General features: G+C 75.1%; 12 protein-coding genes. 4 read left to right on the top strand and 8 right to left on the bottom strand.

The genetic code is table 11. The features are described from left to right. Positions 1-60 precede the first annotated feature (60 nt). Complete coding sequence (locus tag ACIPPS_RS13350) at positions 61-2391, bottom strand: SpoIIE family protein phosphatase (RefSeq protein WP_401430469.1); 2331 nt, start codon at positions 2389-2391, stop codon at positions 61-63. Positions 2392-2557: 166 nt separating this feature from the next. Here ACIPPS_RS13350 and ACIPPS_RS13345 point away from each other — a divergent pair, with 166 nt between their 5' ends. Together ACIPPS_RS13345 and ligA are read left to right on the top strand one after the other, a co-directional pair. Further along, complete coding sequence (locus ACIPPS_RS13345) at positions 2558-3001, top strand: hypothetical protein (protein WP_401430467.1); 444 nt, start codon at positions 2558-2560, stop codon at positions 2999-3001. A 111-nt stretch (positions 3002-3112) separates the two neighbouring features. Next, a complete protein-coding gene (gene ligA / locus ACIPPS_RS13340; RefSeq protein ID WP_401430465.1) occupies positions 3113-5377 on the top strand; it encodes an NAD-dependent DNA ligase LigA in 2265 nt (754 codons plus the stop codon). A 125-nt stretch (positions 5378-5502) separates the two neighbouring features. On the opposite strand, the gene ACIPPS_RS13335 is transcribed toward ligA, so the two are convergent. After that, on the bottom strand, positions 5503-6789 hold the full coding sequence (locus tag ACIPPS_RS13335) for a D-alanyl-D-alanine carboxypeptidase family protein (protein ID WP_401430463.1): 1287 nt from the start codon (positions 6787-6789) through the stop codon (positions 5503-5505). Positions 6790-7382: 593 nt separating this feature from the next. On the opposite strand from ACIPPS_RS13335, the gene ACIPPS_RS13330 reads away from it, so the two are divergent. Together ACIPPS_RS13330 and ACIPPS_RS13325 are read left to right on the top strand one after the other, a co-directional pair. Beyond that, complete coding sequence (locus tag ACIPPS_RS13330) at positions 7383-9284, top strand: NAD-binding protein (RefSeq protein ID WP_401431408.1); 1902 nt, start codon at positions 7383-7385, stop codon at positions 9282-9284. A 59-nt stretch (positions 9285-9343) separates the two neighbouring features. Further along, positions 9344-10585, top strand: coding sequence for a cytochrome P450 (locus tag ACIPPS_RS13325; protein ID WP_401430461.1), 1242 nt, complete (start codon positions 9344-9346; stop codon positions 10583-10585). Positions 10586-10601: 16 nt separating this feature from the next. Here the strand turns inward: ACIPPS_RS13325 and ACIPPS_RS13320 are convergent, their stop codons facing one another. The 6 genes from ACIPPS_RS13320 to ACIPPS_RS13295 all read right to left on the bottom strand — a co-directional run bounded on the left by ACIPPS_RS13320 (position 10602) and on the right by ACIPPS_RS13295 (position 16597). Continuing rightward, positions 10602-10847: a hypothetical protein gene (locus tag ACIPPS_RS13320; protein WP_401430459.1), complete on the bottom strand. Its 246-nt coding sequence runs from the start codon at positions 10845-10847 to the stop codon at positions 10602-10604. 62 nt (positions 10848-10909) lie between these two features. Beyond that, positions 10910-11386 (bottom strand): NUDIX domain-containing protein, encoded by a 477-nt coding sequence (locus ACIPPS_RS13315; RefSeq protein ID WP_401430457.1) that lies wholly within the window; start codon positions 11384-11386, stop codon positions 10910-10912. A gap of 23 nt (positions 11387-11409) precedes the next feature. Further along, positions 11410-12144 (bottom strand): D-Ala-D-Ala carboxypeptidase family metallohydrolase, encoded by a 735-nt coding sequence (locus ACIPPS_RS13310; RefSeq protein WP_401430455.1) that lies wholly within the window; start codon positions 12142-12144, stop codon positions 11410-11412. 133 nt (positions 12145-12277) lie between these two features. Next, positions 12278-13528, bottom strand: coding sequence for an NAD(P)/FAD-dependent oxidoreductase (locus ACIPPS_RS13305; protein WP_401430453.1), 1251 nt, complete (start codon positions 13526-13528; stop codon positions 12278-12280). A 142-nt stretch (positions 13529-13670) separates the two neighbouring features. Continuing rightward, entirely contained in the window at positions 13671-15149 is a 1479-nt protein-coding gene (locus tag ACIPPS_RS13300) for an FAD-dependent oxidoreductase (protein WP_401430451.1), read from the bottom strand. Continuing rightward, positions 15146-16597: an FGGY family carbohydrate kinase gene (locus tag ACIPPS_RS13295; protein ID WP_401430449.1), complete on the bottom strand. Its 1452-nt coding sequence runs from the start codon at positions 16595-16597 to the stop codon at positions 15146-15148. The genes ACIPPS_RS13300 and ACIPPS_RS13295 overlap by 4 nt, the downstream gene beginning before the upstream one ends. Between the last annotated feature and the right edge of the window lie 24 nt (positions 16598-16621).

The raw sequence follows: 16621 nt of genomic DNA, 5'->3' as shown, positions 1-16621 counted from the left end.
TGTCCGCCCCACCCTGACGCAGGAGCCGCCCCCCAGGACCCCCGCAGGCACGCGCCGTCGTCAGCGGACGCGTACGGCCACGATGCTCGTGTCGTCGTCCGTGTCGCCGGGGGCGGCGTCGAGGAGCCCCTCCACCTGCTCGTCCGGCGGGTGGTCACTGAGGAGTTCCGCCTGCGCGGCGAGCCGTTCGAGGCCGTCGTCCAGGCTGTCGTGACGGCGCTCGATCAGCCCGTCCGTGTACAGCAGCAGCGTGTCGCCCCGGCACAGGGTGATGCGGCGTTCCTGGTACGCGTACGAGGGAACCGCGCCGAGCAGGATGTCCGGCGGCATGTCGACCAGCCGCGCCTCGCCGTCCCGTACGAGCAGCATCGGCAGGTGCCCCGCGCTCGACCAGACCAGTACCCGGTCGGCCGGGTCGTACAGCGCGCAGACCGCCGTCGCCGTCGGGTACCCGCTGGTGCGCAGGGCCACCTCGTTGAGCCACTCCATCAGCCTGCGCGGAGACTCCCCCGTACAGGCAAGGCCGCGCTGGGCGTTGTGGAGCGCCACCATGCCGGTCACGGACGTGATGCCGTGCCCGGCCACGTCCCCGACGGCGACCAGGATCTTGCCCGAGGGCAGCGGCTGGACGTCGTACCAGTCGCCGCCCACGCGGTACTCCTCCGCCGCCGGCCGGTAACGGGCCGCCACCACCAGGCCCTCGAACTCCTGGAGATCGGGGACCTCGGGCACGATCGCCTGCTGGAGCTGGAGCGCCATCTGGTGCCGGAGCTCGGCCCGGGTCCGTACGGCGGTCAACTGGTCGAAGGTGGCGTTCAGCGCCGCCTCGACGCGCCGACTCGCGGACACGTCCTGGTACACCCCGGCGAACCCGATGACCGCCCCGGCGTCCAGGAGCGGCTCGGCCACCACCCGGACGTGGCGCACGGTGCCGTCGCCGAGGACGATCCGCAGCACCGTCTGCGCCCCGGTGCGCCGTTCCGTCAGCGCCCTCAGCAGGTCGGTCAGCGCCTCCCCGTCCTCCGGGTGCAGCAGGCCCCGCATCCCGAGCAGGGGGACGGGGGCCTCGTCGCGTGCCAGGCCGAAAAGGGCGTACGCCTGCTCCGACCACACCGTGCCGCCGTCGGACAGGCTGTCCTGGAACAGGGCCACGCTCTGCAGCCGGGCCACCGCGCGCTCGGTCGCGAGCCCCGGGTCGGTGGCGGCGTGCCACAGCACCACCGCCCGCTCCTCCCCGGCCGGCAGCACCCGTACGTCGAGGAGCGCGGTCGGCTCCTCCTGGTCGGCGGTGCCCTCGTCCGGGCGCTCCGGCCCCGGGGGCGCCGATGCCGGGAGCCGGGCCACGCGCTGGGTGCGGGCCGTCCGGTGGGCGCGTCGGATCAGATGGGCGAGGTCGGCGTGGACGCGGGGGAGGGCGAGCGCCAGGGAGCGGTCCTCGGCCGGTGTCGCGCCGCCGAGGGCGGCGGCGGCGTACTCGTTGAGGTGCTCGATGGTCGGTGGCTCGGCGACCGGCGCGGCCGGGGGCGCCTGCGGTGGGGAGACCCGCAGCAGCATGGCCGGGTGGACCAGGGCGTCCAGGACGTCGACCAGGCCCGGAACGGCCGTGGAGGGCGAGTCGGCCGCGTCGAGGACGGTGCCCGCCACGTCGATCAGCCCCATCAGCGCCTTCCTCAGGGGGGCGTCGAAAGGGACGGGGCCCGGCCAGGCGACCAGGGCCAGGCCCACCGTCGCCCCGCGCGACCGCAGCGCGAGGACCGCCCGCGCCGAACGGCGCGCGGGCCCCGGGAGCACCTCGCCGGCCTCCGGGCCGTCGTCGAGCCAGAGGGGCGTGCCGTCGGCGAGCACCGAGCGGAACGCGGGTGGCGCGGCAGGCGGGATCCACCGCCAGGCCGCCGCCTCCGTCGCTCCGACACCGGCGTGCCCGGCGAGCCGCAGGCAGCCCCACGCGTCGCGCTGCCAGAGCCAGAGGCATGCGGCGCCGAGCGGGACGAGGCCGCCCTCCAGCAGGGCCCGGGCGGCCTCGCCGACCGTGTCCGTCGTCTCGGCGGCGGAGGCCGCCCGCCGCGCGCGCCGCTCGTCGGGGGTGCTGAAGACGACGGGGGCGGCCGGGGCGGGCTCGGTCGGCACCTGGGCGGCCTGGTCCGCCCCCGAGCCGCCGGCGACCCCGTTGACGATGTCGGCCGCCAGGTCCTCGACGCCGAGGCCCGTCGCGTGGGAGAGGGCGGCCAGGTGCTCCACCGCGTCGGCTGGGGAGGCGCCGAGCTGGGCCGCGAGGACGCCGGTGGCCAGATCGATCAGATGCCGACGGGTGAGCTCGGCGCGCAGCCGTCTGTTCTCGGCCGAGAGGCCGGTGATCCCGGGCCCCTCGGAGCCCGCCGCGGACGTCGTCACGACTCCCTGCCGTCCCTCCACCACGTGGTTGTCCGTAATGACGGTGTTCGCACAGAATTCTACCGTTCTGGTCTGATCGTGGGTGGTTCTGAGTGTGTTCCCGGGTGCCGTGCGGGTACCCGCTGGGGCGGCGGGGGCACGGCCTTCAGGTGGGAGGTTTCCGGCGATGGACGAAGCCCGGCTCTCGGAGCGTGAGCGGCGCATCCTGGCGGAGATCGAGCGGGATCTGAGTGAGGACGTGGGGCTGGAGCGCGGCCTGCGCACGATGGGACGTCGGAGGCGACGCCTGAGGGCAGGCCGCAGGAAGCCGGAAGCCGATGATTCCGGCGGTACACCCGGCCGCCGTATGGCGGGTCGTCCGGCCCTCGGCACTGCAGGCGGTACGCCCGACCGTACGTCCGCCCGCCCCGGCCGCCGAGGCCACGCGCTCGCCGTGTCCGTCGCACTCCTCGGCCTCCTCGCGCTCGGCCTGCTCGTCGTGGCGGTCGCGACCGCCACGACCGCACTGATCTGGGCCTTCGCGGCCGTGTGGTCCGTGACCCTGATCGGCCTGCTGTGTCTGGTCGTCCGCTGGTCCCGCCGCCTGAAGCCGTGGTCCTGGCCACCCTGAACCGGGGCGGGCGGGGCCCGGACGCCACCGGGTCTCGACGCGAGGGCGCGAGCGCGCGAGGAGCGCGTGGCGCCCGGTGGCCGAGGCCCGTTGTCAGTGGTGACCGGCACGATGGACCCCATGACGACGACTCCGGTTCTCGCCGATACCGCCGCGTACGCGCAGGCGGTCGAGGATGCCAAGCGCGCCGCCGCGGCCTATTACGCGGGGGGCACGTCCCCGCTCGACGACGACGCCTACGACCACCTCGCCCGGGCGATAGCGGCCTGGGAGGCCGACCATCCGCAGGAGGTCCGCGACGACACCCCGACGGGCAAGGTCGCCGGGGGCGCGGCGACCGGGGACGTACCGCACACGAGGGCCATGCTCTCGCTCGACAACGTCTTCTCCGCCGAGCAGTTCACGGCCTGGGTCGCCTCGCTGGAGCGTCGGATCGGCCGGCCCGTGGAGCGGTGGAGCGTCGAGCCGAAGCTCGACGGACTCGCGATCGCCGCGCGGTACGACCGGGGCCGCCTCGCCCGCCTCGTCACCCGCGGCGACGGCACGGCCGGGGAGGACGTGTCGCACGCCATCGGCACGATCGTCGGTCTGCCGGGGCACCTCACCGAGCCCCTCACGGTCGAGGTCCGCGGCGAAGTCCTCATGACCACGGAGCAGTTCGAGGCCGCCAATCCGATCCGGGTGGCCCACGGCGGCGAGCCGTTCGCCAACCCCCGCAACGCCGCGGCGGGCACGCTGCGCGCCAAGGACCGTCCGTACAGAGTGGAGATGACCTTCTTCGCGTACGACCTGCTGCCGCTGGACCCGGCGCCCGGCGAGGAGGGCACGGGCGCGGGACCGGGTTCGGGCGCCGGCGCGGGTGCGGGTGTGGGCGGGGACCTGGGCGGGGCTGCGGACGTGGGTGGGGTCCTGGGCGCGGGCGTGGCCGGGCTCGGCGAGGCGGCCCACAGCGAGCTGCTCGCCCGGGCCGTCGCCCTGGGCCTGCACACCTCGGGCGCCACCGCCGTTCCCGGCCGGACGGTGACCGGCGTGGCCGAGGTGCTGGCCCGGGTGGCGGAGATAGCGGCCCTGCGGGCGGAACTGCCGTTCGGGATCGACGGGATCGTCGTCAAGGCCGACCTCGCCGCCGACCGCCGCGAGGCGGGCGAGGGCTCCCGGGCGCCGCGCTGGGCGATCGCGTACAAGCTGCCGGCCGTGGAGAAGGTCACCCGGCTCCTCGCCGTCGAGTGGAACGTCGGCCGTACGGGTGTCATCGCGCCCCGGGCCGTGCTGGAGCCGGTGGAGATCGACGGCAGCACCGTCACGTACGCGACGCTGCACAACCCCTCGGACATCACCCGCCGCGATCTGCGCCTCGGCGACCGGGTGATGGTCCATAAGGCGGGCGACATCATCCCGCGCGTCGAGGCGCCGGTCGCCCAGCTGCGGACCGGGGAGGAGCGGCCGATCGAGTTCCCGGAGGCCTGCCCGCAGTGCGGTTCGGAGATCGACCGCAGCGAGCAGCGCTGGCGGTGCGCGCGGGGCCGGAACTGCCACCTCGTGGCCGCCCTCTCGTACGCCGTCGGCCGTGACCAGCTCGACATCGAGGGGCTCGGCGCGACCCGGATCGTCCAGCTCGTCGACGCCGCGCTCGTCGCCGACGTGGCCGACCTCTTCACCCTCACCCGCGAGCAGCTGCTCGGCCTGGAACGGATGGGGGAGACCAGCGCGGACAACCTGCTCGCCGCGCTCGCCACCGCGCGCACCCGGCCGCTCTCCCGCGTCCTGTGCGCCCTCGGCATCCGAGGCACGGGCCGTTCCATGTCCCGCCGGATAGCCCGCCACTTCGCGACCATGGACGCCGTCCGTTCGGCCGACGCGGAGGCGATGCGGACCGTCGCGGGCATCGGGGCGGAGAAGGCACCGGTCATCGTCGCCGAACTGACCGAACTCGGCCCGGTCGTCGACAAGCTGGTCGCCGCGGGGGTGAACATGACCGAGCCCGGAGCCACCCCGCCGCCCCCGCCGGGTACCGCGTCGGGGACGGACCTCTCGGATCCCTCGGACCCCTCGGACACCGCCACGGACGCGGTCCCGGCCGCCGGGTCCGCCGTCGCTCCCGCATCTCCCGCCGTCCCGGCCGGTCCGCTCGCGGGTCTGTCGGTGGTCGTCACCGGCGCCATGACCGGCCCGCTGGAGGCCCTGACCCGCAATCAGATGAACGAACTCATCGAGCGGGCCGGAGGCAGGTCCTCCTCCAGCGTGTCCCGGCGGACCGGGCTCGTGGTCGCGGGCGAGAAGGCCGGGTCCAAGCGGGCCAAGGCGGAGGACCTGGGCGTCCGCCTGGTCGCACCGGAGGCGTTCGCCGAACTGCTCGGGGACTTCCTGCCGGCCTGACCCCGGCATGACCCCGGCCTGACCCCGGCCGGACGGATCGGCCGGGGAGGGGGAGCCTGTCGCGCGGTGTGCGCCGGGGCCGTGGCGTGGGCCCCGGTCTCTCGTGCCCGCCGCGCGGCCAGCCGTCACATGCCGCCGTCGCCCCGCCCGGTCGACCGCCGACGCCAGACCCAGAGCGAGAGCGCGGCGCCGAGGGACGCCCCGACCAGGGCCAGCGGAAGGCCGGCCCAGGGACTCGACGGCACGTCCTCGTGGCGCACCTCCTTCCGGGGCGAGGCGAGCGCGGCCAAGTCGTCGGAGACCGACGCCACGCCTGTCCGCTGCGGACCGGGCGCCGGGCCCGCCGCAGGGGCGGACTCCTTCGGCCCCTTCCCGCCGGCCCTCCCCGCGGCCTCCTTCACCTCCGCGTCCTTCCGCTCGCGCGAGGGCGAGGGGTTCAGAGAGCCCACCGGCTGGACCCGGCCCGCCGCGTCGAAGCCCCAGTCCAGCAGCGTCCGCGCCTCCTCGTAGACCGCGAGCCCGCCGCCCCACTGCGGGTTCATCACGGAGACGACCAGGGTGCGCGAGCCCCGCCGCGCGGCTGCGATCAGGGTGTTCCCCGCGTTGCTGGTGTAGCCGTTCTTCACACCGATCAGCCCGGGGTAGCGGTCGACGCCGTCCTCCCCGGTCAGCAGCCGGTTGGTGTTGCGGATGCCGTACGACCAGCCCCCGGCGGGGAAGTTCGCGTAGGCCGTGGAGCAGTAGCGGACGAAGGCCGGGTTCTGCAGCCCGGCCCGCCCGAAGACCGCCAGGTCGAAGGCCGAGGACACCTGTCCGGGCGCGTCGTACCCGTCCGGGGACACCACGCGGGTGTCGCGCGCACCCAGCGCGCGGGCCTTGGCCTGCATCTGACGGGCCATGGACTTCCAGCCGCCGTTCATCTCCGCGAGCACCCGCACCGCGTCGTTCCCCGAATTGAGGAAGACCCCGTTCCACAGGTCGGAGACCTTGTACGAGAGCCCGGCCTGCACCCCGACCATGCTGCTGCCGCTGCCGATCCCCGCCAGCTCCGACTCGGTGACCGTATGCCGCTCCTCCTGACCCATGTGGGGGAGCGCGGTCACCGCGAACAGGGCCTTCAGCGTGCTGGCGGGCGGCAGTCGCTTGTGCGCGTTGCGGGCCGCGAGGACCTCGCCCGTGGAGGCGTCCGCCACCACCCAGGACAGGGCGGAGACGGAGGACGGCGCGTCCGGCGCACCGGGCAGCGGCTGGACCTGCATCCCCGAGCCGTGCAGCCGGGCCGTGTCGATGAAGCGTGCGGCGGGAGGGGTGGGTTCGGTGACGGAGGATGCCGTGGCCGCGGGGACGGGCAGCACGAGCAGCAGCGCCGTGGCCCCGGCGGCGGCATGGCGGACAGCTGACATGACGATCATTCAGCCACCGTAGGAAGCGGGACGGACCCCCGCAGATCGAAGTGCGCCGACCGGCGTACGAGGAGTGGCGTACGGGCGGTTTCGGTTCAGGTCCCCGACCTCCGCCGCACCGGAACGCGTACTGCCGGGCCGACGCGACGACGCGACGACGCGACGACGCGGCGGCCGAGTCGACCCAGAACCCGCCCGGGCGGGGCCACGAGCCCGTGCGGCGGGGGCGAGCGAGGCCCCCTGCGGACGGCGGACGACCCGCTCCGGCCCGTCCCGGCGGAGCTGACGCGCGGGCGCGCGTGCCGCGAGTCCCCCGGCGCGGGCACGCGAGGGCCCCTGCGGCCGACGGCCGACTCCCTCCGGCCCCGCCCCCGGCGGAGGTGCCGCGCGCCCTCGTCCTGCCGGCGGACCACGCCGCTCCTGGCTCCGGCCCCCCGGGCGGTGGACAGGGTGTCGGTGGGGCACGGCATGCTGGTGACGTGGCCTCACTTCCGTACCAGAGCACGCCTGTTCCCCCCGAGCCCCCGCGGCGGACGCCCGCCGCCGAGCCCCCGGGCGGCCTCCGGCACGATCGGCAGCCGCCGCCCGCGCGCGTCGGCCACATGATCGTCTGCGGTGACGACGTCCTCGCCCACCGGCTCGCCCACGAGCTTCACGACGTGTACGGGGAGCGGATCACCCTGCTCGTCCCGGCGCGCAGCGACGCGCCGCAGACGCCGTCCGGGCGCCCAGGGCGCGCCGCCTCGCTCTTCGGCCGGGTGACCGCCGCCGTGACCCGCACCGCCCCCGCCGACGACCAGCGCGTGGTGGCCGAGGGCCGGTCGATCCGGCTGGTCGAGACGGTGGACGTCGACGACGCCGTGCTCATCGACGCGGGTGTGGAGCGGGCCTCCGCGCTCGCCCTCGTCCACGACGACGACGAGACCAACATCCGGGCCGCCCTCGCAGCGCGCCGCCTCAACCCGAGGCTGCGTCTGGTCATCCGGCTCTACAACCGCAAGCTCGGCCAGCACCTGGAGACGCTCCTGGACCAGGCCGCCACCGTCGCCGAGCCCGGTCTCGACCCCAAGGAGCTCGACGCGGCGACGACGGTGCTGTCGGACGCGGACACGGCGGCCCCCGCCCTCGCCGCCACCGCCGTCGCCGGAACGAGCAAGGTCGTGCAGGCCGGCGGACTGCTGCTGCACGCCGTCGAGCGGACCCCGCCCGCCCGTGGCGAGGTCGCCGACCCGGGGCTCTGCACGCTCGCGCTGCTGTCGGCGACCACCAACGACCCGGCGGGCGTCGAGGGCTCGGAGGGCAGCGGCGCCCAGGGCCCGCTGCTGCTGCCCGACGACGGTGCCGTCGCCGCCGCCCCCGGCCGGGGCACGGTCGCCCTCGAAGCGATCACCTACGCGGGACCCACCCTGTCCACCAAGCGGTTCGGGGCCTCGGCCCTGCCTGTGGGCTCGCTGTTCTCCCGGCGGCTGCGCTGGTCGCTCGCGGGCGTCACCGCCGCCGTCGGTGCGATCGCCCTCGCCACCTGGCTCACCACCGGGGACCACCCCCTGCACGCCGCCTACCTCACGCTCCTCGACATCTTCGCCATCGGCGACCCCGCAGTCGACGCGACGACCGGCCGTCAGGTGCTGCAGATCCTCGCCGGTTTCGTCGGGCTCCTCCTGATGCCGGTCCTCATCGCGGGCATCCTGGAGGCCCTCGGCACCTTCCGCACCGCGACCTCCCTGCGCCGCCCGCCCCGTGGCCTGTCCGGACACGTGGTGCTCCTCGGCCTCGGCAAGGTCGGCACCCGAGTGCTGGCCCGGCTGCGCCGCCTCGACATCCCCGTGGTCTGCGTCGAGTCCGACCCCGAGGCGCGCGGCATCGCGCTCGCCCGTCGACTGCGCGTGCCCACGGTCATCGGAGACGTCACCGAGGAAGGCGTCCTGGAGGCCGCCCGGATCCACCGGGCCCACGCCCTGCTCGCCCTGACCAGCATCGACATCACCAACCTGGAGGCCGCGCTCTCCGCCCGCTCCGTCAAGCCCGACCTCCGCGTCGCCCTGCGGCTCTACGACGACGACTTCGCCACCGCCGTCTACCGGACCCTGCGTGCCGCCCACCCCGAGGCGCTGACCCGCAGCCGCAGCGTCTCGCACCTGGCCGCACCCGCCTTCGCGGGCGCCATGATGGGGCGCCAGATCCTGGGCGCCATCCCGGTGGAGCGCAGGGTGCTGCTCTTCGCCGCCGTGGAGGCGGGCGGCAACCCGCTCCTGGAGGGGCGTACGGTGGCCGAGGCCTTCCGCCCGGGGGCCTGGCGGATCATCGCCCGCGCCACCGGCTCGGCACCTCTGGGCCGGCACGCGGCAGGGCTCGTCTGGCAACTGGAGCCGGACCGCGTCCTCGGGGCGGGCGACCGCGTCCTCGTCGCCACCACCCGCCGGGGCCTGGCGGAACTCCTCGGCCGGCACCCCCGCCCACCGCGTCAGGAACGCCCCGACTCCACCCGGCACAGGACGAGTTGACCGTAGGATCTGACCGCTCGTGCGTCGCTCCGGTCCGTCCTCGCCGTCAGGAGAACCCGTTGAACGCCACGCCGTACCGCCTCGACCCCACCGGTGGCTGCCCGCACGCGGCCAACGCCCGCCTGCTCGCGCAGGGCGCCGTGACCCCCGTGGTGATGCCCGGGGAGGTCGCGGGCATGGCCGTGCTGGGCCACGACGCGCTGCGCGACTTCCTCGCCCACCCCGACGTCGCCAAGAACGCCCAGCACTTCACCGCCCTCAGTGACGGCCGGATACCCGACGGCTGGCCGCTGCGCACGTTCGCCACCGTCCACGGCATGACCACCGCCGACGACGCCGACCACCGACGGCTGCGCTCCCTCGTCAGCAAGGCCTTCACCGCCCGCCGGGTCGAGGCGCTGCGGCCCCGGATCGAGACGGTCACCGCCGGTCTCCTGGACCGGCTCGCCGAGGCGGCCGCCCGCTCCGGCGACGCGGTCGCCGACCTGCGCCGCCACTTCGCCCTTCCGCTGCCCCTCGGCGTCATCTGCGAACTCCTCGGCGTCGAGGAGACGTACCAGGACCGGCTGCACCACCTCTCCCAGCAGGTCGTGGCCACCGACATCAGCCCGGAGGCCGCCATGGCCGCCAACCGGGAGCTCCTGGAGGTCCTGACCACGATCGCCGCCGACCGCGCCCGCCACCCCGGCGACGACCTCGTCAGCGCGCTCATCGCCGCTCGCGACGAGGGCGGCGACCGGCTCAGCCAGCCGGAGCTCATCGGCACGATGGTCCTGCTGATCATCGCCGGTCACGAGACGACGCTGAACCTCCTCACCAACGCCGTCCGTGCCCTGTGCGCGCACCGGGACCAGCTCGGCCACCTCCGGGCCGGGCGCGCCGACTGGTCCGACGTGGTCGAGGAGACCCTGCGCTGGGACAGCCCGGTCAGCTACTTCCCGTTCCGCTACCCCACCCGCGATCTGACCGTCGGCGGCACGCTCATCCCGAAGGGCACACCGGTCCTGGCCGGCTACTCGGCGGCCGGCCGCGACACGAAGGCCCACGGCCCGGACGCCGACCGCTTCGACATCACCCGCGTCCCGGCCGCCAAACACCTCTCCCTCGGCCACGGCCCCCACTACTGCCTGGGCGCCCCGCTCGCCCGCATGGAGGCGACGATCGCCCTGGAGGCGCTCTTCACCCGCTTCCCCGACCTCGACCTCGCCGTCCCCAAGGAGGACCTGGCCCGGCACGCGAGCTTCGTCGGCAACAGCGTCCGCACCCTCCCCGTACGCCTCGGCGGCCAGGGAGTGTCCTGACGAAGTCCCCGGCCGCTCACCCCGTCCGGCCGAGGTCGCCCGCCGGGGAGGCGCGCAGGGCCGAGACGAGGCGCAGCAGGCGCGCCTCGTTGCCGGAGAGGCCCGCCGCGCGCAGTGCCTCGTCGGCCTCGGCCATGGGGTGGGAGAGCATCGCCCCCGCGTAGGGCACGAGGTGCGGATCGGTCAGCACGGCCTGCGTGGACTCCAGTAGCCGGAGGTACGCCTGGGCGGCGGCGCGCTCGCGGGCGGAGGTCGTGATCATGTCGGGCTCCCTCTCGACAGGTTGGCGACCTCCACCCTCTCGTACGGGTCTGACAATCGGGCTCAGCCCCGTCCGTCCAGCCGTTGGGAGAGCCTCTCCAGGAAGATGCGCTGGCCCGACACGAGCAGCGGAGCGGCCGCCTCCGGGACGAACCAGCCGACGCGGTCGATCTCCGGGAACGCGCGCTGGACCCCCGAGCCGCGCGGCCACTCCATCGTGAACGTGCCCGGCACGACCAGTGTCGGGTCGAGATCCGCCTCGACCGCCCAGATCGTGACGGTCTTTCCGTTCTTCTGCCGGGCCTCGCCGAGCGCGATCGGCTCGCCGTCCGGCGCCGGCAGGCCGAGCTCCTCCTCGAACTCGCGGCGGGCGGCGGCCTCCGGTGTCTCCTCGGGACCGTACTCGCCCTTCGGGATCGACCAGGCGGAGACGTCCTTCGACGCCCAGAAGGGCCCGCCCATATGGCCGATGAGCACCTCGAAACCACCGTCCGCCGTCCTGCGGAAGAGAAGGAGCCCAGCGCTGCGCTTGTCCGGCATACCGCCCAGTGTCGCCGAGCGGGTCAGATACCGCAGCTACTGGCGGACCAGAAGCGGGAGCCGCGGGTGTCGACGTGCGCGTGGTCGCCGTGGCCGGGGTAGCCGGGGCCGAGGATCCCGTTGAAGCCGTGGTTGCGTGCCTGCTTGGCCAGCGTGCACAGCGAGGGCGACCCCGTCAGGTCGATGCCGTCGCCGTACAGATGGCGGCTGTCGGAGGCTCCGCCGACCGCCGAGTTGCAGGCGTGCGAGCGGAATCCGCTGCTCACCGAGATGGGAACGTCGCCCAGCGCGTGGCGCAGCGCCTCCAGCTTCCACATCGCGCGCAGGGCGTTGGACTTGGCGGTGGCCGCGCTCACGGCGCCGCCGGAGAAGTCGCTGTTGCACTTGTTGAGCTCGGCGTAGGTGAAGTGGACCGGTGTGCAGTCCGCGTCCTGGAGGGCGTAGAGCTTGGCGAAGGTGGCGGGGCCGGCGACGCCGTCGGCAGCCAGTCCGTACGCCTGCTGGAAGCGGGTCACGGCGGCCTTGGTGGCCGGGCCGTAGGCACCGTCGACGCCGAGGACGGCGCCGTATCCGGGGTATCCGGCGACCCGGATCTGCAGCTGGGTCACGTCCGCCCCGGACATGCCCGAGGAGAGCGTACGGCCCCAGGTGTAGCACTCGTCGGCGTGGGCGGTGCCGGACGTGGCGACCGTTCCCGCGAGCGCGGCGGCCACCACCAGGAGTGTGGCGAGCAGGGATCTGACCATGCGCCGGACCATGACACCTCCGTGTCGGAAAAGGACGGGATCTCCGTCCACATCATCCGTCATGAACATGACCACGAGAATGGGGGGAGGTGTCGCTCCGGTCAACGGTTCCGGGCACCTGCCAGTGGACCAGGCCATTGGCAGGTCACCCGGTGACCCGCACCGTCACCGGCCCGCCCACCGGATCGACCTCGCGCACCCACCCGGAGGGGACCCGCACCGAGCGGTGCGGCCACGCCGTGCCCAGGAGCCGGCCGCGATGGAGGACCCGGTCGCCCTGCCGGATCTCGACGAGGGGGCACGTCAGCGGTTCGGCCACCCGAAGCAGGAACGAGCGCCCCGCACCCAGCCCGTAGGGGCCCGCGGCGGAGCCTGCCGCGATCAGGTTCGGCGCCACCCACCGCACCGCGCCCGCCGCCCGCAGCGGCACCGCCCCGACCGGCCAGGGCGCGCCCGACAGATACCGCAGGACGGCATCCGCGGCCGCCCGCCCCTCGGCGGCCGCGGATGCCGCCGACTCCGCCCCGCGCAGGACGTCGCCCGCGGCGAAGACGCCCGCCACCTCCGTGCGATGGGCACCGTCGACAGCGGGGCCGCGCGTGCCGGCGTCCAGCGGCACCCCGCCCGCGCGGGCCAGTTCGTGCTCCGGGATCCAGTCCCCGGTGAAAACGGCCGTGTCGCAGCGGATCAGGCCCTCCCGGCCGTCGGCGTGCCGTACGCGGACGCCCGCGAGCCGGCCCCGGCCGAGCAGTTCGGTCACCGTCGTGCCGGTGAGCAGCGGCGGAGGCGGGAGCGCCCCGGACCGCCGGGGTCCGCGGGGCCCTTCCGTGACCATCGCCACCACGTCGACCTGGGCGCCGCGCAGGGCCCGTACCGCATGGTGGGCCACCGGTTCGGCGCCGATCACGACGGCGCGCCGCCCGAGCCGCTCCCGCCGCACCCCGTACAGGTGCACGGACTGCTGGAGCTCGCCGGTGGTCAGGACTCCGGCCGGCCGTGTCCCGGGCACCAGACGTGCGCTGCGCGGCCGTTCGCGCGCACCGGTCGCCAGGACCACCGCCCGCGCCGTGATCCGTTCCAGGCCGGTCGGGGCCGTGACCTCCCACGTGAGCGGCCCGGCCCAGCCGGTCACCGACACGCCTGTACGGACGGCGGCTCCGGCCGCGACCGTCGCGCGCGTCAGCCGGCGGGCGTACCCCGGGCCGTCGAGCGGCCGCCCGAAGTCGGCGAGACCGAAGCCGCCGTGCGCGCTGTGGCGCGGCGCCCCGCCTGCCTCGCGTTCGCGCTCCAGGACCTCGATCCGGTACCGGCCGGCGCCGACCGCGGCCAGCCGCGCGGCGGATGCGAGCCCGGCGGGCCCCGCGCCGACGACAAGGACATCGACGAAACGGTTCACCGCGCCGCCCCTTTCCGGCCCCGTCGGCCCTCCGGCGGGGCCCCGCGCCTCTTCATCGCTCCGACCTCGGCCGCCCTCCGGTGCGCCCCGCGCCTCTTCATCGCTCCGACCTCGGCCGCCCTCCGGTGCGCCCCGCGCCTCTTCATCGCTCCGACCTCGGCCGCCTCGCCCCTTCCTCGAACATCGCCCGGACGGCCGCCCCGCACGAGAAGCCCTGGCACCGGCCGCCCCGCGCCCGCGTCCGGCGCCGCAGTCCTTCCGGCGAGGCCGGCGGAATCGTCGAGGTGAGGGCGTCCCGGATCTCGCCCCGGGTCACCCGCTCGCAGTGACACACGACCGACCCGAACGCCGGGTCACGGCCGATCAGTTCGGCATCCCGGTACGGGCGCGGGAAGGCCTCGCCGAGGTTCGGCATCCGGACCGGGGCGAGCGGGCGTTCCGCCCCGAGCGTCAGGCCGCACTCCGCGAGCAGCTCCACCATGTGCGCGGCGATCGCCAAGGAGGCCGTCAGGCCGGTCGAGCGGATGCCGCCCGCCGTGACGTACCGCAGCCCCGGGTGGGCCGCGCACCGGTAGTCGTCCTCCTCGGTGGCGGCCCTCAGCCCCGCGTAGACGGCGGTCACCTCCTCGTCGAGGAGGGCGGGGAGCACGCGGCGCCCTTGGGCGCGCAGGGCCGCCAGACCCTCGGCGGTCGTGCCGGTCGCCGTCCGGTCGTCGAGGTTCTCCGCCGTGGGGCCGAGCAGGACCTTGCCGTACACCGTCGGCGTCACCAGGACGCCCTTGCCGAGGGCGCCCGGCACGGGGAGGAGGATGTGGTGGACCAGGGCGCGGGCGAAGGAGTCGAAGACGATCAACTGGCCGCGCCTCGGCGTCACCGTGAAGTCCCGCCGCCCGAACAGAGCGTCGAACCGGTCCGCGTGCAGCCCGCAGGCGTTGACGACGAAGCGGGCCCGCAGCACCCCACGGGGGGTGACCAACCGGTGCGGGGCCCCTGGATCGGCCTTCTCCACCGGGCAGTTGAGGTGCAGGTCGACGCCGGAGCGTACGGCCTGGGTGGCGTAGGCGAGCGTCGTCGTCCAGGGGCAGATGATCGACTCGCCCGGAACCTCCAGCGCGCCGAGCGCCCCTGGCCCCAAGTGCGATTCCCGGGAGCGCAGTTCGTCCGGCTCCAGGGCGCGGGTGGTGCGATGGCCGTTGCGTACGGCCTTGTCCGCGAGGCGGGGGAGAGCGGCCAGCTGCTCCTCGTCCCACGCGACGAGGAGCGCTCCGAGGGGCTCGACGGGAATGCCCGTCTCGCCCGCGTAGTCGCGCAGCAGCCGGTGCCCGTCCCGTACCAGCCGCGCCTCCAGCGAACCGGGGACGGCGTCGAAACCGGTGTGCAGGATCGCGGTGTTGGCCTTGGACGTGCCCTCGCCGACATCGCCGGCCGCATCGACCAGCGCGACCCGCAGCGGTCGGCGCGCCAGCTCGCGCGCGATCGCAGAGCCGACCACCCCGGCGCCGACCACCACGACGTCGTACTCCGTACCGGCCGCCGAGGTGTTCGGGAGCGCGCCCGCGCGGGTCACCGTCCCGGTCCGTCGGTCCGCCTGTCCGGACCGCCCCGACTGCCGCGCACTCATGGCCGTGGCGCTTCCCCGGCGCCGTCGAGCAGCGCCGCCACGGCGGTGCTGAACCGGCCCAGGCGCTCGGCCGCCTCCGCAGCGGTCACGGCCGGCTCGTAGACGGCCGACGGCTTCCACTCCGGTACGGCGTCCTGGACCGCGAGCCCCGGATCAAGGCCGAGACGCGTCACCGCGCCGACCCCGAGAGCCGTGGCGTCCGGCAACGCCGAGACCTCGACGGGGAGTTGCAGCAGGTCCGCCTGGGTCTGCATCAGCAGCGCGGAGCGGGTGAGTCCGCCGTCGACGCGCAGGGAGGAGAGCGGCCGGCCGAGGTCGGACGCCGCGGCTCCGGCCAGCTCCACGACCTGTGCGGCGATCCCCTCGCAGAGCGCCCTGACCAGATGCCCGGCGGTCGTGTCCAGGCCCAGACCGTGCACGGATCCCCGGACATCGCCGCGCCACCAGGGCGCGGCGAGACCCGCCAGGGCCGGGACGAAGGTGACCCCGCCGCTGTCCGGCACCGTCGCTCCCACCGCGTCGAGTTCCCCGGCCCCCGACAGCACCCCGAGGTCGGTCAGCCAGCGCACGGCGGACGCGACGGTGTAGACCTGCCCGTCCAGGCAGTAGCTCGTCCGTCCCCGGAGCCGCCAGGCCACACAGCTCACCAGGCCCGAGCCGCCGCGCAGCGGCTCCGCTCCTGTCTGCGCGAGCAGGAACGCCCCTGTTCCGTACGTGCACTTGGCGGCTCCGGGGGTGGTGACGCTCTGCGCGAGCAGAGCCGCCTGCTGGTCCACCAGGAGTCCGGTCAGCGGGATCGCCGGGCCGAACGCCGTCGTCGTGCCGACGTACGTGTCGGCGTCGACCACCCGGGGGAGCCGCTCGCCGCCCAGCCCGAAGACGTCGAGGGCGGGCACGGACCAGGAGGCCGAGTCGAGGTCGAGCAGGCCGGTCCGGCCCGCCGTCGCGGCATCGGTGACGAACGCACCCGTCAGGCGGTGCACCAGCCAGGCGTCGCTCGTGGTGACGACGCCGGCCCCGGTCAGATGCCGACGGATCCAGGCCATCTTGGGAGCGGCGAAATAGGGATCGAGCGGCAGTCCGGTCAGGGCCCGCAACGCGTCGGCGTGGTCGCCGAGTTCGCCGCACAGGTCCTCGGCCCGGCGGTCCTGCCAGACGAGGGCGTCGGTGAGCGGTTCGCCCGTCGCGGGGTCCCAGGCGAGGACCGTCTCGCCCTGGTTGGCCAGGCCCACGGCCGTGACCGGGGTGCCCGCGGCGGCGAGTGCGGCGCGGCCTGCGGCGACGACGGAGTCGTACAGCTGCGCGGGATCGACCTCGACCAGGCCACCGGGCAGGTAGCGGGGCCGTACGGGTGCGGAGCCGGTCCCGATGACGCCCCGCTCGGGGCAGACGACGAGCGCCTTGGTCCCCGACGTTCCCTGGTCGACGGCGAGCACCGGACCCGTCATCACTCGTCCTCCCGTTCTCGAAGG

It is taken from the genome of Streptomyces sp. NPDC090127 (assembly GCF_044746945.1).
Taxonomy (GTDB): domain Bacteria; phylum Actinomycetota; class Actinomycetes; order Streptomycetales; family Streptomycetaceae; genus Streptomyces.
The sequence above is the reverse complement of the archived record's forward strand: the minus strand, read 5'-3'. Positions and strand labels throughout refer to the sequence as shown.

Coding starts and splice junctions, on each gene's coding strand:
- ACIPPS_RS13345 (WP_401430467.1), top strand. CDS start 2,558: ATGGACGAAGCCCGGCTCTCGGAGCGTGAGCGGCGCATCCTGGCGGAG.
- ligA (WP_401430465.1), top strand. CDS start 3,113: ATGGACCCCATGACGACGACTCCGGTTCTCGCCGATACCGCCGCGTAC.
- ACIPPS_RS13335 (WP_401430463.1), bottom strand. CDS start 6,789: ATGATCGTCATGTCAGCTGTCCGCCATGCCGCCGCCGGGGCCACGGCG.
- ACIPPS_RS13330 (WP_401431408.1), top strand. CDS start 7,383: ATGATCGTCTGCGGTGACGACGTCCTCGCCCACCGGCTCGCCCACGAG.
- ACIPPS_RS13320 (WP_401430459.1), bottom strand. CDS start 10,847: ATGATCACGACCTCCGCCCGCGAGCGCGCCGCCGCCCAGGCGTACCTC.
- ACIPPS_RS13315 (WP_401430457.1), bottom strand. CDS start 11,386: ATGCCGGACAAGCGCAGCGCTGGGCTCCTTCTCTTCCGCAGGACGGCG.
- ACIPPS_RS13310 (WP_401430455.1), bottom strand. CDS start 12,144: ATGGTCCGGCGCATGGTCAGATCCCTGCTCGCCACACTCCTGGTGGTG.
- ACIPPS_RS13300 (WP_401430451.1), bottom strand. CDS start 15,149: ATGAGTGCGCGGCAGTCGGGGCGGTCCGGACAGGCGGACCGACGGACC.
- ACIPPS_RS13295 (WP_401430449.1), bottom strand. CDS start 16,597: ATGACGGGTCCGGTGCTCGCCGTCGACCAGGGAACGTCGGGGACCAAG.